General features: G+C 75.0%; 16 protein-coding genes and 1 pseudogene. 5 read left to right on the top strand and 12 right to left on the bottom strand.

What is annotated here, in order from left to right; genetic code table 11:
- Positions 1-310 precede the first annotated feature (310 nt).
- The 8 genes from ABD981_RS17680 to ABD981_RS17715 form a co-directional block, all read right to left on the bottom strand.
- Positions 311-889, bottom strand: coding sequence for a TetR/AcrR family transcriptional regulator (locus ABD981_RS17680; protein ID WP_046906579.1), 579 nt, complete (start codon positions 887-889; stop codon positions 311-313).
- Entirely contained in the window at positions 877-1,611 is a 735-nt protein-coding gene (locus tag ABD981_RS17685) for an enoyl-CoA hydratase family protein (RefSeq protein WP_046906578.1), read from the bottom strand. The genes ABD981_RS17680 and ABD981_RS17685 overlap by 13 nt, the downstream gene beginning before the upstream one ends.
- Positions 1,608-3,212, bottom strand: a complete 1,605-nt coding sequence (locus tag ABD981_RS17690) for a 4-coumarate--CoA ligase family protein (RefSeq protein WP_205628125.1) — start codon at positions 3,210-3,212, stop codon at positions 1,608-1,610. Before ABD981_RS17690 ends, ABD981_RS17685 begins: the two co-directional genes overlap by 4 nt.
- Positions 3,213-3,308: 96 nt before the next feature.
- Positions 3,309-4,445, bottom strand: a complete 1,137-nt coding sequence (locus ABD981_RS17695; RefSeq protein ID WP_046906577.1) for an acyl-CoA dehydrogenase family protein — start codon at positions 4,443-4,445, stop codon at positions 3,309-3,311.
- Positions 4,442-6,544, bottom strand: coding sequence for an ATP-binding protein (locus tag ABD981_RS17700; protein ID WP_046906576.1), 2,103 nt, complete (start codon positions 6,542-6,544; stop codon positions 4,442-4,444). The genes ABD981_RS17695 and ABD981_RS17700 overlap by 4 nt, the downstream gene beginning before the upstream one ends.
- 8 nt (positions 6,545-6,552) lie before the next feature.
- Complete coding sequence (locus tag ABD981_RS17705; RefSeq protein WP_046906575.1) at positions 6,553-8,151, bottom strand: acyl-CoA carboxylase subunit beta; 1,599 nt, start codon at positions 8,149-8,151, stop codon at positions 6,553-6,555.
- Positions 8,148-9,863: an acyclic terpene utilization AtuA family protein gene (locus ABD981_RS17710; protein ID WP_046906574.1), complete on the bottom strand. Its 1,716-nt coding sequence runs from the start codon at positions 9,861-9,863 to the stop codon at positions 8,148-8,150. Before ABD981_RS17710 ends, ABD981_RS17705 begins: the two co-directional genes overlap by 4 nt.
- On the bottom strand, positions 9,860-10,678 hold the full coding sequence (locus tag ABD981_RS17715; protein WP_046906573.1) for a TIGR03084 family metal-binding protein: 819 nt from the start codon (positions 10,676-10,678) through the stop codon (positions 9,860-9,862). Before ABD981_RS17715 ends, ABD981_RS17710 begins: the two co-directional genes overlap by 4 nt.
- A gap of 274 nt (positions 10,679-10,952) precedes the next feature.
- On the opposite strand from ABD981_RS17715, the gene ABD981_RS17720 reads away from it, so the two are divergent.
- Positions 10,953-13,499, top strand: a complete 2,547-nt coding sequence (locus ABD981_RS17720) for an FtsX-like permease family protein (RefSeq protein ID WP_046906572.1) — start codon at positions 10,953-10,955, stop codon at positions 13,497-13,499.
- Between the two features lie 62 nt (positions 13,500-13,561).
- Here ABD981_RS17720 and ABD981_RS17725 read toward each other — a convergent pair whose 3' ends face one another.
- Positions 13,562-13,750, bottom strand: a complete 189-nt coding sequence (locus ABD981_RS17725) for a DUF1272 domain-containing protein (protein WP_046906571.1) — start codon at positions 13,748-13,750, stop codon at positions 13,562-13,564.
- A gap of 63 nt (positions 13,751-13,813) precedes the next feature.
- Positions 13,814-14,770, bottom strand: coding sequence for an EamA family transporter (locus tag ABD981_RS17730; RefSeq protein ID WP_240495136.1), 957 nt, complete (start codon positions 14,768-14,770; stop codon positions 13,814-13,816).
- Between the two features lie 122 nt (positions 14,771-14,892).
- On the opposite strand from ABD981_RS17730, the pseudogene ABD981_RS17735 reads away from it, so the two are divergent.
- Together ABD981_RS17735 and ABD981_RS17740 are read left to right on the top strand one after the other, a co-directional pair.
- Positions 14,893-15,802, top strand: a pseudogene (locus tag ABD981_RS17735) (LysR family transcriptional regulator).
- Between the two features lie 78 nt (positions 15,803-15,880).
- A complete protein-coding gene (locus tag ABD981_RS17740) occupies positions 15,881-16,261 on the top strand; it encodes an FKBP-type peptidyl-prolyl cis-trans isomerase (RefSeq protein ID WP_046906568.1) in 381 nt (126 codons plus the stop codon).
- Between the two features lie 31 nt (positions 16,262-16,292).
- Here the strand turns inward: ABD981_RS17740 and ABD981_RS17745 are convergent, their stop codons facing one another.
- Positions 16,293-19,127: an FAD-binding and (Fe-S)-binding domain-containing protein gene (locus ABD981_RS17745; protein WP_046906567.1), complete on the bottom strand. Its 2,835-nt coding sequence runs from the start codon at positions 19,125-19,127 to the stop codon at positions 16,293-16,295.
- A gap of 51 nt (positions 19,128-19,178) precedes the next feature.
- On the opposite strand from ABD981_RS17745, the gene serC reads away from it, so the two are divergent.
- Positions 19,179-20,297, top strand: coding sequence for a phosphoserine transaminase (serC, locus tag ABD981_RS17750; RefSeq protein ID WP_046906566.1), 1,119 nt, complete (start codon positions 19,179-19,181; stop codon positions 20,295-20,297).
- Positions 20,298-20,413: 116 nt separating this feature from the next.
- Here serC and ABD981_RS17755 read toward each other — a convergent pair whose 3' ends face one another.
- Positions 20,414-21,394 (bottom strand): hypothetical protein, encoded by a 981-nt coding sequence (locus ABD981_RS17755; RefSeq protein WP_046906565.1) that lies wholly within the window; start codon positions 21,392-21,394, stop codon positions 20,414-20,416.
- A gap of 98 nt (positions 21,395-21,492) precedes the next feature.
- On the opposite strand from ABD981_RS17755, the gene ABD981_RS17760 reads away from it, so the two are divergent.
- Positions 21,493-22,179, top strand: coding sequence for a GDSL-type esterase/lipase family protein (locus tag ABD981_RS17760; RefSeq protein ID WP_046906653.1), 687 nt, complete (start codon positions 21,493-21,495; stop codon positions 22,177-22,179).
- Positions 22,180-22,190: the final 11 nt, after the last annotated feature.

Consider the following 22,190-nt stretch of genomic DNA (forward strand, 5'->3'; position numbering starts at 1 on the left):
TTCCGGATGCGTGGCAGGTCGTGCCGTGTCGTTCCGAACGGGGCGATGGGTGGGGCCTGGGGTCAGTGACGACCCGGACAGCCCATGCTCGCGACGCGGAGCAGGTCCACGTGGCGGCGACGTACGAGCGAAAGCATGCGACCAGCGTACTGCGGGCGCGCGGGGGTGGCTGTGGCCCGCGTCACGAGCGCCCGGGGAGGGCCCGCGTGACCGCCGTACGGGCCCGTCCGTGCCGGTCGTACGGACGGACCCGGGACGGGGCCCGTCCCGGGCCGGGGCCGGGTCCCCGCCCGTCCCCGGCCGCCCCGCCTCAGCCCAGCGCCTCGTCCAGGAGCCGGGCCCACTGGGCGACGACCCGATCGCGGCGGGCCCGGTCGTCGGTGAGGAGGGTGGCGAGGCCCAGGCCGCGGGCCATGTCGAGGAGGCCCTGGACGGACTCGCGGACGCCCGGGCGGGACTCGTCGGCGCCGAGGAGCGCGACGGCCATGCGGTGCGACTCGCGGCCCACGCGGGCTTCCAGCTCGGTGACGCGGGCGCGGAGCTGGTCCTCGTCGGAGGCGGCCACCCACAGGTGGAGGGCGGCCCGGAAGAGGGGGCCGGTGAAGAGGCCGACCAGGGCCGCTACGGCCTCCTGGCGGCCGACGGCGGGAAGCTCGCGCAGGGCCTGGGAACGCTCCTCGGCGACGTACTCGACCGCCGCCGTGAACAGGTCCTCGCGGGTCGGGAAGTGGTGCTGGGCGGCGCCCCGGGAGACGCCGGCCCGTTCGGCGACGACCGCGACCGTGGAGCCCGCCCAGCCGTGCTCGGCCAGGCAGGACACCGCGGCCTCCAGGAGCCGCTGCCGGGTGGCGCGGCTCCTGTCCTGCTTCGGGCCGGTCAGAGCCGCCATGCTGGGTCCCGTCGTTCGAGGAAGGCCGTCATCCCTTCGCGTGCCTCGGCCGAGGCGAACAGCGACGCGGACAGCTGGACCAGCTCCTCCGCGTCCCGCTCGAAGGCTTCCAGGACTCTAGCCGTGACCAGCCGCTTCGAGGCGCGCAGCCCCTGCGGGGAGGCGCCGCGCAGCCCGTCGAGGATGCCGTCCAGGTCGGCGGCGGGAGCGGTCACCAGGCCCATCGCGCGCGCCTGGGCCGCCCCGAAGCGCTCGCCGGTCAGGTAGTAGCGGGCCGCCGCCCGCTGGTCCAGCTTGGGGAGCAGGGTCAGCGAGATCACGGCGGGCGCGACCCCGATCCGTACCTCCGTCAGCGCGAAGTCCGCCGCGTCCGAGGCCACCACGATGTCGCACGCGCCGAGCAGCCCGAGGCCCCCCGCGCGGGCGTGGCCCTCGACGACGCCGACGACCGGTTTGGGGAGCTCCACTATCTGTCGCAGCAGGTCCACGAAGGCGTACGGCCCGGGCGGGGCCTTCAGGTCGGCGCCCGCGCTGAAGGTGCTGCCGGTGTGGGTGAGCACCACCGCCCGCACCGCCGGGTCCTTGCCGCAGGCGCTCAGCGCGTCGGCGAGCTCGGCGACCAGGGGGGCCGACAGCGCGTTGCGCGTCGCCGGGGAGTCCAGGGCGAGCGTGGTGACGCCCCGGTCGGTGGATGCCTCGATCAGGTTCTGGCTCTGGCTCATGCGCGGTCCCTCGGTTCTCGCAGCTCTCGGCGGAGGATCTTCCCCGACGCTGCCCTCGGCACCGTCTCGATGAACTCCACCCGGCGGATCTTCTTGTACGGGGCGACCCGCTCGGCCACGAAGGCGGCCACCTCGTCGCCGGTCAGCTCCTTCGCCGCGGGCTGGCGCACCACGAACGCCTTCGGGATCTCGCTCCCGTCCTCGTCCGCGACCCCGATGACGGCCGCGTCGGCGATGCCCTCGTGGGTGAGCAGCAGGGCCTCCAGCTCGGCCGGGGCGACCTGGAACCCCTTGTACTTGATGAGCTCCTTGACCCGGTCGACGACGTACAGCCAGCCGTCCTCGTCGACCCGCCCGACGTCGCCGGTGTGCAGCCAGCCGTCCGCGTCGATCATGGCCGCGGTGGCCTCGGGCCGGCCCAGGTAGCCCCGCATGACCTGCGGACCGCGGAAGGCGATCTCGCCCTCCTCGCCCGGTCCGGCCTCCCGCGCCGGGTCGTCGAGGGCGACCAGCCGCATCTCGGTGGACGGCAGCAGCTTGCCGACGGTGCCGGGCGGCGGGTTCACGGCGTCGAGCGGGACCAGGTGGGTGGCCGGGGACATCTCCGTCATGCCGTAAGCCTGGCGGATCGGCGGCAGCCCGAGCCGGGCCGAGCAGGCCTCGGCGAGGGCCGCGTCCAGCGGGGCGGCGGAGCAGACGATGTAGCGCAGCGAGGACAGGTCGTAGTCGGCCACCGCCGGGTGCTTGGCGAGGGCGAGGACGATCGGCGGGGCCACGTAGAGGGCGTTGATCCGGTGCCGCTCGATGGCGGCGAGGAAGCCGTCCAGCTCGAAGCGGGGCAGCACGACCACGGTCGCGCCGCGCCGCAGCGGGGCGTTCATCAGCGCCGTCAGGCCGTACACGTGGAAGAACGGGAGCACGGCCAGGATCCGGTCTCCCGGGCCCATCGGCATCAGCGGTTCGAGCTGGGCGAGGTTGGTGGCGATGGAGGCGTGGGTCAGCATCACGCCCTTGGGGACGCCGGTGGTGCCGGAGGAGTACGGGAGGGCGGCGAGGTCCGCGGCCGGGTCGATGTCCAGGACCGGCTCGGGCGCGGTCGAGCCCAGGAAGGACTGGAGGGAGCGGCAGTCCTCGGCCGTGTCGCAGACGAGGACCTCCTCGACGCCGCCCGCGAGTTCGGCCGCCGCCCGTGCCGTCGCCAGCAGCGGCGACACGGTGACGATCCACCGCGCGGAGGAGTCCCGCAGCTGCTTGGCGAACTCCTCCGGCGTGGCCAGCGGATGCACCGTGGTCACGGCCGCCCCGGCGCGCGTGGCGGCGTAGAAGGCGACGGGGAACAGCACGGTGTTGGGGCTGTGCAGGGCGAGCACGTCCCCCTGGCGGACGCCCGCCTCGGCGAGGCCCGCGGCGATCCGCCGGTGGAAGACGTCGATCTGGCCGTACGTGAGCGTCAGCTCCCCCGCCCCGGCCGCACCGGCCGCACCGGCCGCACCGTCGACGAGCGCCGGGAGGTCTCCGAACTCGGCGGCCCGCCCGAGGACGGCGTCGTGGATGGGGAGGGAGACGGCCGGAACATCCGCGAACTCGCTGTGGAACACCATGCGTACGGGCCCCCTGATCGGTGGGTGGACGGCGGTGACGGTCGTGACGGCGGCACCGGCGGTGCCGCCGTCACGGGACGGCCAGCATGGACCGGGTCAGTACGACTTGGGGAGACCCAGGGACTGGTGGGACACGAAGTTGAGGATCATCTCGCGGCTGACCGGGGCGATCCGGGCCACCCGGGCGGCCGTGATCAGCCGGGCCAGGCCGAACTCCTTGGTGAGGCCGTTGCCGCCCAGGGTGTGGACGGCCTGGTCGACGGCCCGGACGCAGGCCTCGGCGGCCGCGTACTTCGCCATGTTCGCGGCCTCGCCCGCGCCCATGTCGTCGCCCGCGTCGTAGAGCGCGGCGGCCTTCCGCATCATCAGCCGGGCCAGCTCCAGCTCGATGTGGGCCTGCGCGAGCGGATGGGCGATGGCCTGGTGGGAGCCGATGGGGGCCTTCCAGACCTGCCGCTCCTTGGCGTACTTCACCGCCTGCGCGAGGGCGTACCGGCCCATGCCGATCGCGAACGCGGCCGTCATGATCCGCTCCGGGTTGAGCCCGGCGAAGAGCTGGAGCAGGCCCGCGTCCTCGTCGCCGACCAGCGCGTCGGCCGGCAGGTGCACGTCGTCCAGGACCAGCTCGAACTGCTTCTCGTCCGCGGCCAGTTCCATCTCGATCTGCCGCCGCTCGAAGCCCGGCGTGTCGCGCGGCACGATGAACAGGCAGGCCTTGAGGGTGCCGGTGCGGGCGTCGGAGGTGCGGCCGACGATCAGGGTGGCGTCGGCGATGTCGACGCCGGAGACGAAGACCTTGCGCCCGTTGAGGACCCAGCCGTCCTCGGTGCGGGTGGCGGTGGTGGTGATGCGGTGGGAGTTGGAGCCGGCGTCCGGCTCGGTGATGCCGAAGGCCATGGTGCGGCTGCCGTCGGCCAGACCGGGGAGCCAGGCCCGCTTCTGCCCCTCGGTGCCGAAGCGGGATATCACCGTGCCGCAGATGGCGGGCGAGACCACCATCATCAGGAGCGGCGCGCCGGCCGCGCCCGCCTCCTCCAGGACGATGGACAGCTCGGCCATGCCGCCGCCCCCGCCGCCGTACTCCTCGGGCAGGTTCACGCCCAGGTAGCCCAGCTTGCCGGCCTCGGCCCACAGGCTCGCCCGGTCGAAGCCGGGGCCGTGGCGGTGGCCGAGCGCGGAGACGGCGGCGCGGAGCGCGGTGTGCTCCGGGGACTCGATGATGCTGCTGCTCATGCGGTCTGGTCCTCCTGGGCTTCGGTCGGTACGGGCTGTACGACGGCGAGCAGGGCTCCGACCTCGACCTGGCGGCCGGGGGCGGCGTGCAGCGCGGTGAGCGTGCCGGAGGCGGGCGCGGTGACCCGGTGTTCCATCTTCATGGCCTCCAGCCAGAGCAGGGGCTGCCCCGCCTCGACCGGGTCGCCGACGGCGAGGCCCTCGGCGACCCGGACGACGGTGCCGGGCATGGGGGCGAGCAGGGAGCCGGGGGCGGTCTGCTCGCGCGGGTCGGGGAAGCGGGGGGCGGCGGTGAGGCGGTGGCGGCCGACGAAGACCGTGTCGCCGTGCCGGGCGACCTCGAAGTGGCGCACCACGCCGTCGACTTCGAGGCTCACCCGGTCGGGCCCGACGGCCACCGCGCGGATCCCGGGCGGGGCCGTCACCTCGTGGCCGCCGGTGCGGGTCGGGCGGTAGCGGACCTCGTGGGTGCCGTGCCCCGTGTACGTACGGGTCTCGTCCTGCGAGCGCACGTTCCGCCAGCCGCCGCCGAAGCGGCCGCGGCCCTGCGCCGCCGCCGCGAGCGCGGCGGCCACGGCGGCCTGCTCCTCCCCGGCGGGCGGCTCGGTCAGGACGCCGACGCCGTCGGTGCCGTCAGCGCTCACGGCGCCCTCGACGTGGCGCTCGTAGAAGCCGGTGCCGAGGCGGGCCGGGTCGGTGAAGTCGGGGTGCCGGAGGGAGGCGACGAGCAGGTCCCGGTTGGTCACGGGCCCGTGGATCCGGGCCCGCTCCAGGACGTGGGCCAGCTTGCGGGCCGCCTCGGCACGGGTGGGGGCGTGGACGACGACCTTGGCGAGCATGGCGTCGTAGTGGACGCCGACGGTGTCGCCGGAGGCGTATCCGGTGTCGACGCGGACCCGGGTACGGGCCGGGGCGTGCGCCGGAACGGCACCCGGCAGGGCGGACGCGCCGGACGCGCGGGCGGGCGCGCCGGTGGCGGCGGCCCCGGTGGCCCCGGTGGCCCCGGTGGCGTCCGGAGCGTCCGGAGCGTCCGGGAACTCCAGCGTGTGCAGCACCCCCGTCTGCGGGGTCCAGCCGCCCGCCGGGTCCTCCGCGTAGAGCCGGGCCTCGATGGCGTGGCCGCGGGGCGCGGGCGGCTCGGGCGGGAGCGGGGTCCCCTCGGCCACCGCCAGCTGGAGGGCGACCAGGTCGAGGCCGTGGATCTCCTCGGTGACCGGGTGCTCGACCTGGAGGCGGGTGTTCATCTCCAGGAAGTGCGCGACGAGGTTCCCCCCTGCTCCAGCGGAGCCGAGTGCTCGGGGGCTCTCGGCGACCAGGAACTCGACCGTGCCCGCGCCCACGTAGCCGACGGCGCGCGCGGCGGAGGCGGAGGCCGCGTAGAGGGAGTCCAGCAGCTCCGCCGGGAGGCCGGGTGCCGGAGCCTCCTCGATCACCTTCTGGTGGCGGCGCTGGAGGGAGCAGTCGCGGGTGCCGAGCGTCCACACCGTGCCGTGCGCGTCGGCGAGGATCTGCACCTCGACGTGCCGGCCGTCCTCGACGTACGGCTCGACGAACACCTCGCCGTCCCCGAAGGCGCTCAGCGCCTCGGCGGACGCCGCCGCCAACGCACCCTTCAGCGCGTCCAGTTCGCGCACCACACGCATGCCGCGCCCGCCGCCGCCCGCCGCGGCCTTCACCAGGACGGGCAGCTCGGCCTCGGTCACGTCGGCGGCCGCGAGCGGCGGGATGCCGAGGAGCTCCTTGGCGCGGGTCTTGGAGGCCATCGCCTCGATCGCGGCGGGCGGCGGGCCGATCCACAGCAGGCCGGCCTCGATCACCGCCTGCGCGAATTCCTTGTTCTCGGAGAGGAATCCATAGCCAGGGTGGACCGCGTCCGCGCCCGCCGCGAGCGCCGCCTTCACCACCAGGTCGCCGCGCAGGTACGTCTCCGCGGGCGTCGCCCCGGGCAGCCGTACGGCCGCGTCCGCCTCGCGCACGTGCAGGGCGCCGGCGTCCGCGTCGGAGTACACCGCCACCGTGGCGATGCCCAGTTCGCGGCAGGTGCGGAAGACCCGGCAGGCGATCTCGCCCCGGTTCGCCACCAGAACAGTCGTCATCACGAGAGGCCTCACATTCGGAAGACGCCGAAGCCGCCGCGCGCGCCCTCGACCGGTGCGTTGTGGATCGCGGACAGGCAGAGCCCGAGGACGGTGCGGGTGTCGCGCGGGTCGATGACCCCGTCGTCGTACAGCCGTCCGGAGAGGAAGGACGGCAGCGACTCCGCCTCGATCTGCGCCTCGACGAACGCCCGCATGCCGGCGTCCTGCTCCTCGTCGTACGGCTGCCCCTTCGCCTCCGCCGAGGCGCGCGCCACGATGGAGAGCACGCCCGCGAGCTGCTGCGGGCCCATGACGGCCGACTTGGCGCTCGGCCAGGCGAAGAGGAAGCGCGGGTCGTAGGCCCGGCCGCACATGCCGTAGTGCCCGGCGCCGTACGAGGCCCCCATGAGCACGGAGAGGTGCGGGACCTTCGAGTTCGCCACCGCGTTGATCATCATGGCGCCGTGCTTGATGATGCCGCCCTGCTCGTACTCCTTGCCGACCATGTAGCCGGTGGTGTTGTGCAGGAACAGGAGCGGGATGTCGCGCTGGTTGGCGAGCTGGATGAACTGCGCCGCCTTCTGCGACTCGGCGCTGAACAGCACGCCCTGCGCGTTGGCGAGGACGCCGACCGGATAGCCGTGCAGCTCGGCCCAGCCCGTCACCAGGCTCGGCCCGTACAGCGCCTTGAACTCGTCGAACTCCGAGCCGTCGACGATCCGGGCGATCACCTCGCGCGGGTCGAAGGGGGTCTTCAGATCGCCGGGGACGATGCCGAGCAGCTCGTCCTCGTCGTACTTCGGGGGCGCCGCCGGGAGGGGGTCGGGGTGTGCCTTGCGGTGGTTGAGGCGGGCGACGATCCGGCGGGCCTGGCGCAGGGCGTCGGCCTCGTCGACGGCGTAGTGGTCGGCGAGCCCGGAGACCCGGGCGTGCATCTCGGCGCCGCCGAGCGACTCGTCGTCGCTCTCCTCGCCCGTGGCCATCTTCACCAGCGGCGGCCCGCCGAGGAAGACCTTCGACCGCTCCTTGATCATCACCGTGTGGTCGGACATGCCGGGGACGTACGCCCCGCCGGCCGTCGAGTTGCCGAAGACGACCGCGATCGTGGGGATGCCGGCGGCGGACAGCCGGGTGAGGTCGCGGAAGAGCGCGCCGCCCGGGATGAAGATCTCCTTCTGGGAGGGCAGGTCCGCGCCCCCGGACTCGACGAGCGAGACCACCGGGAGCCGGTTGGCGAACGCGATCTCGTTGGCCCGCAGCGCCTTCTTCAGCGTCCAGGGGTTGGAGGCTCCGCCGCGCACGGTCGGGTCGTTGGCGGTGATCAGGCACTCGACGCCCTCGATGACGCCGATGCCGGTGACGAGCGAGGCGCCCAGCGGGTAGTCGCTGCCCCAGGCGGCGAGCGGGGACAGCTCCAGGAAGGGGGTGTCCGGGTCGACGAGCAGCTCGATCCGCTCGCGGGCCAGCAGCTTGCCGCGCCCGCGGTGCCGCGCGGTGTACTTCTCGCCGCCGCCCGCGCAGGCCTTGGCGTGGTCGGCGTCGAGCGCGGCGAGCTTCTCCAGCATGGCCGAGCGGTGCAGCGCGTAGTCGGGTCCGCCGGTGTCGAGGGCGGAGGCGAGGACGGTCACAGCAGTTCCTCCGGTAGGTCCACGTGCCGGGAACGGAGCCATTCGCCGAGTCCCTTGGCCTGCGGGTCGAACCGGGCCTGCGAGGCGACGCCCTCGCCGAGCAGCCCGGTCACGGTGAAGTTGAGGGCCCGGAGACCGGGCAGGACGTGCCGTTCGACCGGCAGTTCCTTCGTCTCCGGAAGCAACTGCCGGAAGAGGTCGACGGTGAGGGTGTGCGCGAGCCAGCGCCAGGCCCGGTCGTCCCGGACCCACACCCCGACGTTCGCGTCCCCGCCCTTGTCGCCGCTGCGCGCCCCGGCGACGAGCCCGAGCGGCCCCCGGCGGGTGGGCCCCGACGGCGGCGGCTCCGGCAGCGGCGGCTCCGGTACGGGCGCGAGGGCCCGGCGCTCCTGCGGTGCGGGCACGGCGAGGCGGGTCCCGTCGGGCAGCACCGCCGTGTGCGGGACCTCCCCGACGGGGACGTACGCGGTCTCGAAGACCCCGTAGGGGGCGCCCTTCCCGGGCGGGGCGGTCACGTGGAAGCCGGGGTAGCTCGCGAGGGCCAGTTCGATCGCCGCCCCGGACAGGGTCCGGCCGACGGCCTCGGGGTCCGGGTCCCGCACGACGAGCCGCAGCAGGGCGCTCGCGGTCTCCTCGGTGGCGGCGTCCGCGCGGTCGGTGCGGGCCAGTTCCCAGCGGACCTGCGCGGGGCGCGGCTTCGGTCCCCGGGCGAGGGCGTCCTCGACCTGGTCGCGGACCAGCTCCGCCTTGGCCTCGACGTCGAGGCCGGTCAGCACGAACACGAGCTCGTTGCGGAAGCCGCCGAGCCGGCAGAGCCCGGCCTTGAGCGTCGGCGGCGGCGCCTCGCCCCGCACCCCGGAGATCCGGACCCGGTCCGGGCCCTCCTGGGCGAGCCGGACGGTGTCGAGCCGCGCGGTGACGTCGGGGCCCGCGTAGCGCGCGCCGCCCGTCTCGTACAGCAGCTGCGCGGTGACGGTCCCGGTGTCGACGACGCCGCCGGTGCCGGGGTGCTTGGTGATCACCGCGCTGCCGTCCTCGTGGAGCTCGGCGAGCGGGAAGCCGGGCCGGCGCAGCAGCTTCGGGTCGTGGCCGGTGAAGAAGGCGTAGTTGCCGCCGGTGGCCTGGGTGCCGCACTCCAGGACGTGCCCGGCGACGACCGCTCCCGCGAGCCGGTCGTACCCGCCGGGGTCCTCCGGCCGCCAGCCGAAGAACCACTGCGCGGGCCCGGTGACCAGGGCGGCGTCGGTGACCCGGCCGGTGACGACGACGTCGGCGCCCGCGTCGAGGCAGGCGGCGATCCCGGCGCCGCCGAGGTAGGCGTTGGCGGCGAGCACCCCGTCCCGGGCCGGCAGCCGGTCGCCCTCGACGTGGGCGATCCGGGCCGGGACGCCGAGCCGCCCGGCCAGCGCGCGCAGGGCGTCGGCGAGCCCGGCCGGGTTGAGCCCGCCGGCGTTGGCGACGATCCGCACCCCGCGCTCGTGGGCGAGCCCCAGGCCCTCCTCCATCTGGCGCAGGAAGGTCTTGGCGTACCCGGCGGAGGGGTCCTTGAGGAGGTCGCGGCCGAGGATGAGCATGGTGAGCTCGGCGAGGTAGTCCCCGGTGAGGACGTCGAGCCCGCCGCCCTCCGCTCCCCCGGTGAGCATCTCGCGGACGGCGTCGAAGCGGTCGCCGTAGAAGCCGGAGGCGTTGCCGATGCGCAGGACCCGGCTCACGCGGCGCCCCCTTCCGCGCGCTCCTGTGCGCCGTCCTTCGGGGGGCGGCCCTGGCCGGCCGGGCCGGCGAAGGCCTGGGCGAAGGTGAGCCAGCGGGCCGCTTCCGCTCCGAGGGGAACGAGGGCCGTGTCGGCGTGGTGCACGCGCTGCGTGACGAGCAGGCAGAAGTCGAGCGCGGGGCCGCTGACGACCTGGGTCGCGTCCTCCGGGCCGTACGCCCACGTCTCGCCGCCGGGGGCGACGAGTTCGAGGCGGAAGGGCTCGGCGGGCGGGGTGAGTCCCCGGACGAGGTAGGCGTAGTCGCGGGCGCGCAGTCCGATCCAGGCCACGTGCCGCAGCCGCGCCGTGGGCACGCGCACGACGCCGAGCGCGTCGGCGACGTCCTGCCCGTGCGCCCAGGTCTCCATGAGCCGGGCGGTGGCCAGGGAGGCCGCGCTCATGGCCGGCCCGTACCAGGGGAAGCGGGCGCCCGGCGGGGCCTCGCGCAGCACCCGGAGGAGCCGTTCGCGGCCGTCCCGCCAGCCGGCGAGGAGCTCGGCGGGCGGCAGGGCCGCGCCCTTCTCGGCGCCCTCGTCGACGAAGGTCCCGGGCGAGGCGAGGGCCTCGGCGGCCTCGGCGGCGAAGGCCTCGGGATCGGTCGCGGCGAGCAGCGCGGCCCGGTCGGTCCAGGCCAGGTGCGCGATCTGGTGGGCGATCGTCCACCCGGCCGCGGGAGTCGGAGCGGCCCACCGCTCGGGGCTCAACTCCGCAACCAGGGAGTCGACTTCCCCGCTCTCGGCGGACAGGTCGTCGAGCAGGGTGACGGGGTCGGACACGGAACGCCCCCCTCGGGGATCGGCGGTCGCGGGCCCGTCCACAGAGCTGTGCACGGGCGTGTTGCGGAGGAGCATGGCAGGGCCCCAAGAAACAATCAAGCACGCTTGCATGATTTTTGGACAGCGCCGGCCGCACGCCCCCGGAACGACCCCGGAACGACCCCGTGTCCTCCTCCGGAGGGACACCCCCACCCGCCCGCCGACGACTCCGGGATGACCCCGAATCCTGCCTCGTGGGGCCGAGAACGCCCCCTCCCGCTCCTAGCGTTGAAGCATGTCGCCGTCGCCTTCGCGCTCCTCCTCGCTGCTCGGATTCACCGTCAAGGACTTCCGGGCGCAGCTGCGCCAGCTGGTCCTCACGGGCGCCGCCGTCGCCGTCGGCGTCGCCTTCCTCGTGCTGTCCGTCGGCGGCGCGGGCGCGCTCGTCCAGTCCTACGAGCAGTCGGCGGCGGCCGACGTCGGCGACGCGGCCGTCCAGGTGGCCGGCCGCGACGGCGCCCCGCTGCCGGCCGGCAGCGCCGCCCGCGCGGCGAGGCTCCCGCAGGTCGGCGGCGTCGCCGAGCGGCTCACCGGCCACGCCAACGTCCTCACCCCGGCCGGCCGCCCGCTCGACGACCGGGCCCTGGTCACCTCCGTCGCCGCCGACCCGGCCCTGCGCTGGCAGCGCCTCGACGGGGGCCGCTGGCCCGAGCGCGCGGGCGAGATCGCCCTCGACCGGGACAGCGCGGCCCGGGTCGGCGCCGCCGTCGGCGACACCGTACGGCTCACCAGGGCCGCCGGCGGCACCGCCGAGGTACGCCTCACCGGCCTCCTCGACACCTCCGCCTCCCAGGCCCTCGGCTCCCAGCCGGCCATCGGCGTCCCGTACGCGCAGACCGCCACGTACGCCACCGGCCTGCGCGCCACCCACCTCGACCTGGCCCTCCGCCCCGGCGCCGACGCGCTCGCCGTCGCGAAGGAGGTCAAGAAGGAACTCGGCGGCGGCGTCACCGCCCGCACCCACGCCGGGGCGGTCGAGGAGGCCAAGCAGAGCGGCAGGACCATGTACGCGGTCGTGCTCACCGCCGCGCTCTCCTTCGTCCTCATCGCGATGACCGTCGCCCGGATGGTCGTCACCAACACCTTCTCCGTCGTCCTCGCCCAGCGCGCCCGCCAGCTGGCCCTGCTGCGCTGCATCGGCACCGACCGCGACCAGGTGCGCCGGATCATCCGCCGCCAGGGCCTGATGCTCGGCGTGCTCGCCTCCGCCGGCGGACTCGCGGCCGGCGCGGGCGCCTGCGCCCTCGGCACCGCCCTCCTCAACGGGCTCGCCGACCTCGGCCCCGTCGAGGTCTCGCTGATGCCGGGCCGCTGGACCTTCGTCCTCGGCGGGCTCTTCGGCGTCCTGCTCACCCTCTGGGCGGTGCGCAAGCCCGCCCGGGCCGCCTCCGCCGTACCGCCCGTCGCGGCCCTCGCCGCGAGCGGCGCGGCGAAGCTGCCCGAGCCCGGCAGCCGCGCCCTGCGCGAGCTCGTCTCGCTGCTCCTGCTCGTCGCCGGTACCGGCCTGCTCGCGCTCGGCGCGTTCGGCGGCTCGCCGCTCATGCTGCTCGCGGTGACGCTCGGCGCGATCCTCACCTTCTTCGCGGTGCTGCGGTACGCGCGGTACGTGCTGCCGCCGTTCGTCGCCCTCATCGGGCTGGCCCTGCGCCGCCCCTTCGGCACCGTCGGACGGCTCTCCGTCCAGCAGCTGCGCGCCAACGCGGGCCGCACCTCCGCCGCCGCCTCCGCGATGCTGGTCGGCGTGACGGTCGCGGTCTCCGCGGTGACGGCGATCGGCGTCACCAAGGGCGGCCTGGAGGAGATGCTCGCGAGCCGGATGCCCGCCGTCTTCACCCTGGACTCCGACCGCGACCGGGTCCCGGCCGACGCCCTCACGGCCCTGCGGGCCGAGTCCGGTCTGCGGGTCACCCCGGTCCGCACCGCCGTCCTGACCGTCGACGGGAGCCGCACGGTGGTCGCCACGGCGGACCCGGCCGCCCTCAACCCCGACGCGGAGGGCGTGGCCGCGGCCCGCGCCCTGAAGGACGGGCAGGCGCTGGCCCTCGGCGCACGGGACGGGAGCCTGACGGTGAAGGGCGGGGCGGCGTCCGCGGCCGGCACCCGCCTGACCGTCGTCGACGCCGGCGCGGGCTCCATGCTGCCGGTCGCGCTCTTCCCCGAGGCCACGGTGTACGTCGACGGCGCCACCTTCGAGCGGCTCGCCCCCGGCTCCGCCGCGCACCTGGCGACGGTCCTGGTGAACCCGGCCGACGGCACCGGCCACACCGAGGCCCGCGCCGCCCTGGACCGCGCGCTCGCCGCCCACCCCGACATCCGGGTCGCGGACACCGGCTCCGACGCCGTCACGGTCCGCTCGATGCTGGACCGGATGATGCTGGTGGTCACCGTGCTGCTCGGCTTCTCGATGGCCATCGCCGCGCTCGGCGTCGCGGCCACCCTGATGCTCACGGTGGAGGAGCGCACCCGCGAGTTCGGCATGCTCCGCGCGATCGGCCTCGCGGGCGACCAGCTCCGCCGCATGTTGACCCTGGAGTCCGTCCTCCTCGCCCTCTCCGGCGCCCTCGCGGGCACGGTCCTGGGCCTGGTCTACGGTTCCCTCGCCGCCCGCTCGGTGACGGGCGACCAGGTCTCCGCGCCCCAGGTGCTGGCCTCCTCCGGCGGCACGGTCCTCACCGTCCTCGGCATCCTCGCCGCCACGGTCCTCACGGGCGTCGCGGCCTCGGTCCTGCCGGCCCGGCGGGTGCGCCGGATGGTGGTGGTGGAGGCGCTGAGGGAGGCCTAGCCCGTGTCCTTCGGATCAGGCCGGCGCGGGCGTCCTGCCGGTCCGGGCCCGCCGGACGGGCGCTAGCCGGCGGTGACGCGGCGGCGGGGCCTGGGCACCAGTTCCCCGCCGCAGTTGGGGCAGACGTCCCGCATCTCGTCCGCGCACGGCACACAGAAGGTGCACTCGTAGGTGCAGATGCGGGCGGGGCCGTCGGGGGTGAGCCGGGTCGTCTCACAGCGTTCGCAGAGTTCGCGCATGTCCAGTGCCATGCCCCCCATCCTGCGAGAAGGCCCGTGGGCGGGAAACCGCCCACGGGCCAGACGTCGACAGGATCAGGCCGGTCCGCCGGCCGACCGCCTGGCCTGGGTCCGCACCGCGCCCATGCTCGCCGCGATGACCAGGGCGATGGCGAGGGCGTCCGTCACGCCGAGGGCCTGGTGCAGGACGAGGAAGCCGGCGGTGGCGGCGATGGCCGGTTCCAGGCTCATCAGGATGGCGAAGGTGGGGGCCGGGAGGCGGCGCAGGGCGAGCAGTTCGAGGGTGTACGGAAGGACCGAGGACATCAGCGCGACGGCCAGGCCGAGTCCGACGGTCGACGGCACGAGGAGCCGGTCGCCGGCCTCGACGATGCCGAACGGCAGGCTGATGACCGCCCCGACCGCCATCGCGAGCGCGAGTCCGTCGGCCTGCGGGAAGCGGCGGCCGGTGCGGGCGCTGAAGACGATGTACGCGGCCCACATGGCGCCCGCCGCGAGGGCGAAGCCGGCGCCGGCCGGGTCGAGCCGGTCGAAGCCGCCGCCGCTGAGCAGGACGACGCCGCCGAGCGCGAGGCCGGCCCAGAGCAGGTTGGCCAGGTGGCGGGAGGCGATGACGGAGAGCGCGAGCGGGCCGAGCACTTCGAGGGTGACGGCGGCACCGAGCGGGATCCGGTCGACGGCCAGGTAGAACAGGATGTTCATGCCGGACATGGCGGCGCCGAAGGCGAGCACGGTGCCCCAGTCGGCACGACTGTGGCCGCGGACCTTCGGGCGGCAGACCAGCAGCAGGACGGCGGCGGCGAGCACGAGCCGCAGGGTGACCACGCCGAGGGCGCCGGCCCGGGGCATGAGCAGGACGGCGACGGCGGATCCGAACTGCACGGAGAGGCCGCCGGCGACGACGAGCGCGACAGGCCCCAGCCGGGTGGCCCGGGTGGCCCGGGAGGCCCGGGAGGCGCTTCCGCCCGGAACGGCGGGGCCCGCGGTGGTGGCCGTGGATACGGCGGCTGTCTCCTTGACCGGGCTGTCCACCGGCGCGCTCCTTGTACTGAAAACGATCAAGAGTTCACTACTCTGAACCAACCAGTCCAGAGTAGTGGACCGACCCCCGAGGCTCCAACCCTCACGCTAGGAGCCTCCGCGCGGCATGTGAAATGCCGATTGATCTGTGGTTATGCTCCGAAGACATGAGCCGGACGAACATCGAGCTCCGCCACCTCCGCTGCTTCCTCGCGATCGCGGAGGAAGGCAACCTCACCCGCGCCGCCGCCCGCCTCCACCTCACCCAGCCGGCCGTCTCGCGCACCCTCGCCGCGCTGGAACGCCACCTCGGCGCCCGGCTCGTCGACCGCAGCACCCACCACCTCGCCCTCACCCCCGAGGGGCGGACCTTCCACGACCGGGCCGCCGCGGCCGTCACCGCCTTCGACGCCGCCGTCGACCCGGAGCTGCTCCGCCACCGCCCGCTGCGCCTGGGCCACGCCTGGTCGGCCTTCGGCCCGTACACGACCCCGCTGCTACGCCGATGGCAGGCCGAGCACCCCGGGACCCCGCTCGAACTCCTCCGCGTCGACGACCGCACGGCCGGCCTGCTGCGCGGCGAGGTGGACGCGGCGCTGCTGCGCGGGCCGGTGGAGGTCCCGGGCCTGGCGACCGAGGAACTGCTCACCGAGGAGCGGGTGGCGGCCGTCCCGGCGGACAGCCCGCTGGCCGCGCGCCCCGCCCTGGCCCTGGCGGACCTGGCGGCCGAGACCGCGATCCTCAACCCGGTCTCGGGCACGACCACCCTCGACCTGTGGCCCGCCGCCGCCCGCCCCCCGCACCACCCTGACCGTCGCCAACACCGACGACTGGCTCAGCACGATCGCCGCGGCCCGGGGCATCGGCGTCACCTCCGCCTCGACCGCCACCCTCCACCCCCACCCGGGCGTCGCCTACCGCCCCCTGACCGACGCGCCGCCGGTGCCGGTCCTGCTGGCCTGGCGGGAGGGCGACCGGCACCCCGCGGTCGCGGCGCTGGTCGAGCTGGCGCGGGAGATCGCGGGGACCGCGGGCCCGGCGTGATCCGGAGGGCGGGGTCTAGGCTGGTCCGGCCCCGGCCGGCCCGGGCCAGGGCTCCCGGCGGAGAGTGACGAGACTGCGATGACCGAACCGACCAAGCCCGTGGTCGAGCGCCCCGAGGGCGAGGCCCCCACCGAGCTGACCTTCCGCGACCTCGTCGTCGGCGACGGCCTGGAGGCCAAGCCGGGCCGGGTCGTCCGGATCCACTACGTCGGGGTGACCTTCGCGTCGGGGAAGGAGTTCGACTCCTCCTGGGACCGGGGCGAGCCGTTCAAGTTCGCCGTGGGCGGCGGCCGGGTCGTCAAGGGCATGGACCGGGGGATCCGGGGCATGAAGGTCGGCGGCCGGCGCGAGATCGTCATCCCCCCGCGCCTCGGCTACGGCAACCAGTCGCCCACGTCGGCGATCCCGGCGGGCTCGACCCTCGTCTTCGTCGTGGACCTGCTCTCCGTCGCGGTCTGAGCCCCCTCGCCCACCCGTCCCCCGGCCCTCCTCACTCCCCCTCCTCCAGCGCCTCCGCCAGGATCTCCGCGGTGTGCCGCGCGTGCCGGTCCGGCCGCGTGTGGGCGATCTGGGTACGGCAGGAGAAGCCGTCCGCGAGGACGACGGCGTGCGGCGGGGCGGCCCGCAGGGCCGGCAGGAGCTGGTCCTCGGCGCAGGCGGCGGAGACCTCCTCGTGGCCCGGCTCGAAGCCGAAGTTGCCGGCCAGGCCGCAGCACCCGCCCGCCGGCTCGCCGTCCAGGCCGGCGCGCTCGCGCAGACGGCGGTCGGCCGCGTCGCCCAGGACCGCGTGCTGGTGGCAGTGGGTCTGCCCGGTGACCGGGCGGTCCACCCGGGGCGGGGCCCAGTCCGGGGCCAGCTCCTCCAGGGCCTCGGCGAAGGTGCGCACGGAGGCGGCCAGCAGGGCGGCGCGCGGGTCGTCCGGGAGGAGTGCGGTCAGGTCGGAGCGGAGCGTGGCCGCGCAGGAGGGCTCCAGGACGACGACGGGCCCGGGCACCGGGAGCCCCGCACCGCCGGACGGACCGACGGTGGCCCCGCCCGCACCGCCCCGCGCACCGTCCGCCGTGCCCCCGCCGACCATGACGTCGAGCGTCCGGCGCATCGCCTTCCGCGCCGCGTCCAGCCGGCCGGCCGAGACGTAGGTCAGGCCGCAGCAGACCCGGCCGGGCGGCAGCGTGACGCCCAGCCCGGCGTCCTCCAGGACGCGGACGGCGGCCCGCCCGACCTCGGGGGCGAGGTGGTCCGTGAACGTGTCGGGCCACAGGGTGAGCGCCGGTGGCCGGTCCGAGGCGCGCTCGCCGAACCAGGACGTGAACGACTCCCCCGCCACCCTCGGCATGGCCCGTTCCGGGGTGACGCCCGCGAGCCGGGCCGCGAACGGCAGCCGCATCGCCACGTTGAGGGCGGGCCCGAAGTGGTCGAGCAGGCGCGGCAGTCCGCCCATCGTCCAGTGGGAGCGCGGGCGCGCCCAGGGCCGCCCCGCGTAGTGCTCGTCCAGGAACCGCGCCTTGTACGCGGCCATGTCGACGCCCGCCGGGCAGTCGCTGTGGCAGCCCTTGCAGGACAGGCACAGGTCGAGCGCCTCGCGGACCTCCTCCGAACGCGCGCCGTCCGTGATGATCTCGCCGAGCGCCATCTCGTGGAGCAGCCGGGCCCGGCCGCGTGTGGAGTGCCGCTCCTCGCCGGTCGCCCGGTAGGACGGACACATCACGCCGGGTCCCGAACTCGGTCCTTCCGTACGGCATGCGGCGACGCCCACGCAGCGGGCGACCTCGCGCCCGAGGCCCACCACCGGCAGCTCCGCGAAGCGCAGGCCCGAGTCCAGCGGCTCGGGACGGACCAGCATGCCGGGGTTGAGGCCGCCCGCCGGATCCCACAGGTCCTTGACCTCGCCGAACAGGCCGACGAGCGCGTCCCCGTACATGCGCGGCAGCAGTTCGGCCCGCGCCTTGCCGTCGCCGTGCTCGCCCGACAGGGAGCCGCCGTGCGCGACGACCAGGTCGGCCACCGCCTCCGAGAAACGGCGGAAGTCCCGTACCCCGGCTCCGGTGTAGAGGTCGAAGTCGATGCGGACGTGGACGCAGCCGTCGCCGAAGTGCCCGTACGGGGTGCCCCGCAGCCCGAACTCCTTGAGCAGCGAGCGGAATGCGCGCAGGTACGCGCCGAGCCGGGCCGGCGGCACCGCGCAGTCCTCCCAGCCGGGCCAGGCCTCCCCGCCGCCCCCGGGCATCCGGGTGGCCGTGCCCGCCGCGTCCTCCCGGATCCGCCACAGCGCCCGCTGCCCGACGGGGTCCGCGACCAGCAGGGAGTCCAGGGCGTCCGCGGCCCGCACCAGCGCGGTGGCGGCCGCGGCGCCGTCGACCTCGACGAACAGCCAGGCCCCGCCCTTCGGCAGCCCGGTGGCCGCGCCCCGCACGAGGTCGGCGGCCATGCCCTCCACGGTCAGCGGTCCGAGCGGCAGCAGTCCGGCCGCCGCGTCCGCCGCGGCGCTCTCGTCGGGGTAGCCGAGGACCACGAGGACGGGTTCCGCAGGGAGCGGAACCAACCGCAGCTCGGCCTCCGTCACCACCCCGAGCGTGCCCTCGCTGCCGCAGAAGGAGCGGGCCACGTCCGCGCCCCGCTCGGGCAGCAGCGCGTCGAGGGCGTAGCCGGAGATCCGGCGGGGCAGGCCGTCGGGGTAACCGGTGCGCAGGGGCGCCAGGTTGCGGCCGACCAGCTCGCGCAGCCCGGCCGGCGCGCCCTGCCAGTCGCGGCCCAGGCGCCGCCGTTCGCCGCCGTAGGTGACCACGTCGAGGCCGCGGACGTTGTCGGCGGTGGTGCCCCAGGCCACCGAGTGCGAGCCGCAGGCGTTGTTGCCGATCATCCCGCCGAGCGTGCAGCGGCTGTGCGTGGACGGGTCGGGGCCGAAGGTCAGCCCGTGCGGGCGGGCCGCCTCGCGCAGCCGGTCGAGGACGAGCCCTGGCTGGACGACGGCGGTGCGCGCCTCGGGGTCGAGGGAGACGAGCGCGCGCAGGTGCCGGGTGAGATCGAGCACGACACCCGTTCCGGTGGCCTGTCCGGCGATGGACGTACCCCCGCCGCGGGGGACGACCGGCACCCCGCGCTCCCGGCAGACCTCCAGGACCGCGGCGACGTCGTCGGCGTCCCTGGGGGCGACGACGCCGAGCGGGACGCGCCGGTAGTTGGAGGCGTCCATCGAGGTCAGGGCGCGGGCGGTGGGGGAGAAGTCGACCTCGCCCGCCACCGCCGCCCGCAGTGCGTCCGCCAGTTCCGCCGTCGCGTGTTCGTGTGATCCCACCACTACAGAATGTCTCAGTCCTCGTCTCATCGGGCGGACATGCCGCAACCCCGCCTCCGCCGACCCGATACGCTCCGCCTCGTGGCCGATATCCAGATTCCCGCTGACATCAAGCCCGCCGATGGCCGTTTCGGCGCGGGCCCCTCCAAGGTGCGTACGGAGGCGCTGGACGCCCTGGCCGCCACCGGCACCTCCTACCTCGGTACGTCCCACCGCCAGGCCCGGGTGAAGAACCTGGTCGGCGAGGTCCGTACCGGCATCAGTGACCTGTTCTCGCTGCCCGAGGGCTACGAGGTGATCCTGGGCAACGGCGGATCGACCGCCTTCTGGGACGTCGCGACCCACGGGCTGATCGAGAACAAGTCGCAGCACCTCACCTTCGGCGAGTTCTCCTCCAAGTTCGCGAAGGCGGCGAAGGCGGCCCCGTGGCTGGCCGAGCCGACCGTGATCTCCTCCGACCCGGGCACCCACCCGGAGCCGGTGGCCGAGGCGGGCGTGGACGTCTACGCCTACACCCACAACGAGACCTCGACCGGTGTCGCCGCCCCGCTGAAGCGGGTCGCGGGCGCCGACGAGGGTGCGCTCGTCCTGGTCGACGCGACCTCCGGCGCCGGCGGTCTGCCCGTCGACATCGCCGAGACCGACGTCTACTACTTCGCCCCGCAGAAGTCCTTCGCCGCCGACGGCGGTCTGTGGCTGGCGGCCTTCTCCCCCGCCGCGCTGGAGCGCGCCCAGCGCGTCCACGCCTCGGGGCGGCACATCCCGGAGTTCTTCAGCCTGCCGACCGCGATCGACAACTCGCTGAAGAACCAGACGTACAACACCCCGGCGCTCGCGACCCTCTTCCTGCTCAACGAGCAGCTGAAGTGGATCAACGGCCAGGGCGGTCTGGACTGGGCCGTGGCCCGTACGAAGGAGTCCTCGGACGTCCTGTACGGCTGGGCCGAGGAGTCGAAGTACGCGACCCCGTTCGTCACCGACCCGGCGAAGCGCTCGCAGGTCATCGGCACGATCGACTTCGCGGACGAGGTCGACGCCGCCGCCGTCGCCAAGGTGCTGCGCGCCAACGGCATCATCGACACCGAGCCGTACCGCAAGCTGGGCCGCAACCAGCTGCGCATCGCGATGTTCCCGGCGATCGACCCGGCGGACGTGCGGGCCCTGACGGCCTGCATCGACTACGTGATCGAGAAGCTGTAACGGGCGGACGCTCCGTACGGGGGCCCGGCGTCGGACATGGCCGATGCCGGGCCTCCGGCGCGTCCGGGCGCGTCCGGGGCCGGTCCGTCGGGGATCCGTCGGGGGTCAGTCGGGGGTCAGTCGCGGCGCAACAGCCGCTTGATGCCGACCACGAGGACGGTGGCGCCGGCGAGGACGAGGAAGCCGAGGGTGACATTGCCCTTCTCGCCCCCTTCGGCCGCGGCCGAAGGGGAGTCGGGCGAGCCGCCCGGCGCCCGGGTCGGCTGCTCCTCGGGGGCCCCGGCGCCTTCCCGGTCGATCCGGACGACCCGGCTCTTCCGCCCCTCCGAGCCGAACATGAAGGCCGAGCCGTCCGGCGTGTACGTCACGGACTCGGCCTGTCCCTGGAACGGGGCGCCGACGGAGGTGCCCTCGTCGCCGAGGCGGCCGTCCTTCCAGGCGTACTCCCTGGCCATCAGGTAGCCGCGCAGGACGAGCCGGTCGCCGGCCGGGGAGAAGGCGCCGTCGGTGACCCAGGGGACCTCGCCGATGCGGCGGAAGACGTTGGTGCCGGAGGTGCTGAGCCGTTCGGGGCCCTGGTAGAGGCCGCCGCCGTCCTCGTTCTTGCTGGCGATGTAGACCCGGCCGGTCTTCGGATCGACCATCAGCGCCTCGGCGTTGCGGGCCCCGTCGGCGTACTTCACGTCGTACTGGGTGGCGCGGACGGTCTGGTCCTTGAGCTCCTTCGGCTCGGGGAAGCGGTAGATCCAGACGTGGTCCCAGGAGCCGTCGAGGTTGTCGCCGATGTCGCCGACGTAGATGTCTCCGTCGGGGCCGACGGAGATGCCCTCCATGTCGCGGGGGGTGCCGACGCCCTTCATGGTGAGGGTGGCGACCGTCTCGCCGGTGCGGGAGTCGACGCCGTAGATCAGCGGGGCGTCCTGGTCGTTGTGCGTCCAGTAGACGCCGGGGTGCGCGCGGCTCGCGGCGAGGCCGCTGGACTCGGTGATCCGCGGGTCCTCGATGGTGAAGTCGCGGTCGGCGTCCGCCGCGACGGCGGGCACCGCCGCGAGCAGGACGAGGGCCGCCGTTCCGAGGGCGCACAGAGCAGGTCGCATGCCCTCCAGCCTGCCATGGGTGCCGCGGCGGGGCCGCGGCATCCGGGTGTCGGGGATCACGTCGCAGGGCCCGCCCGCGGTCGGTGATGATGGTCGCCATGCGTTTTCTGTTCGTCGGCGACAGCATGACCATCGGACGCGCCGGCGACTTCACCTGGCGCTACCGGATGTGGCAGCACCTGGAGTCCGTCCTGCCCGGGGCCCACGAGATCGTGGGCCCGCGCACGGAGTTGTACGAGACCGGGGCCGACGCGGCCGTGTCGCACGCCTACGCCGCCCCGGACTTCCCGGCCGGGGCGCGCCGCCATCTGGCCGGCTGGGGCGAGGGCTGGCTGCACATGGCGCCGCTGATCGGCGGGACGGTGGCGGAGACCGGCGCGGACGTGCTGCTGATCTCGCTGGGCCTGATCGACCTGGGCTTCTACACGAACAGCGACCAGACCGCGGAGAACGTCCGCGCCTTCCTGGCCGCCGCCCGGGCGGCGAACCCGCGCGTCCGGGCCGTGCTCCTGCCGGTCATCCCGAACACCCGGGCCGAGAAGGACGAGACCTTCGCCGCCGAGTGCGCCCGCTTCAACGAGCTGCTCGCGAAGACGGTCGCGGACCTGGACTCGGCGGCCTCGCCACTGCTCCTCGGCTCGGTGCCGGAGTCGTACGACATCCACATGGACACCTACGACGGCACCCACCCGGGCCCCACCGGCGAGCACAAGCTGGCGGCGGCCTTCGCGGACGCCCTGCACCAGGCCTGGGGGATCGGCGGCCCCTACCGGGGCCGGGCCTGACCCGGAGGACA

The sequence above is a fragment of the Streptomyces showdoensis genome (assembly GCF_039535475.1).
Lineage (GTDB): Bacteria > Actinomycetota > Actinomycetes > Streptomycetales > Streptomycetaceae > Streptomyces > Streptomyces showdoensis.

Coding starts and splice junctions, on each gene's coding strand:
- ABD981_RS17680 (WP_046906579.1), bottom strand. CDS start 889: ATGGCGGCTCTGACCGGCCCGAAGCAGGACAGGAGCCGCGCCACCCGG.
- ABD981_RS17685 (WP_046906578.1), bottom strand. CDS start 1,611: ATGAGCCAGAGCCAGAACCTGATCGAGGCATCCACCGACCGGGGCGTC.
- ABD981_RS17690 (WP_205628125.1), bottom strand. CDS start 3,212: ATGGTGTTCCACAGCGAGTTCGCGGATGTTCCGGCCGTCTCCCTCCCC.
- ABD981_RS17695 (WP_046906577.1), bottom strand. CDS start 4,445: ATGAGCAGCAGCATCATCGAGTCCCCGGAGCACACCGCGCTCCGCGCC.
- ABD981_RS17720 (WP_046906572.1), top strand. CDS start 10,953: ATGTCGCCGTCGCCTTCGCGCTCCTCCTCGCTGCTCGGATTCACCGTC.
- ABD981_RS17725 (WP_046906571.1), bottom strand. CDS start 13,750: ATGGCACTGGACATGCGCGAACTCTGCGAACGCTGTGAGACGACCCGG.
- ABD981_RS17740 (WP_046906568.1), top strand. CDS start 15,881: ATGACCGAACCGACCAAGCCCGTGGTCGAGCGCCCCGAGGGCGAGGCC.
- ABD981_RS17745 (WP_046906567.1), bottom strand. CDS start 19,127: ATGAGACGAGGACTGAGACATTCTGTAGTGGTGGGATCACACGAACAC.
- ABD981_RS17755 (WP_046906565.1), bottom strand. CDS start 21,394: ATGCGACCTGCTCTGTGCGCCCTCGGAACGGCGGCCCTCGTCCTGCTC.
- ABD981_RS17760 (WP_046906653.1), top strand. CDS start 21,493: ATGCGTTTTCTGTTCGTCGGCGACAGCATGACCATCGGACGCGCCGGC.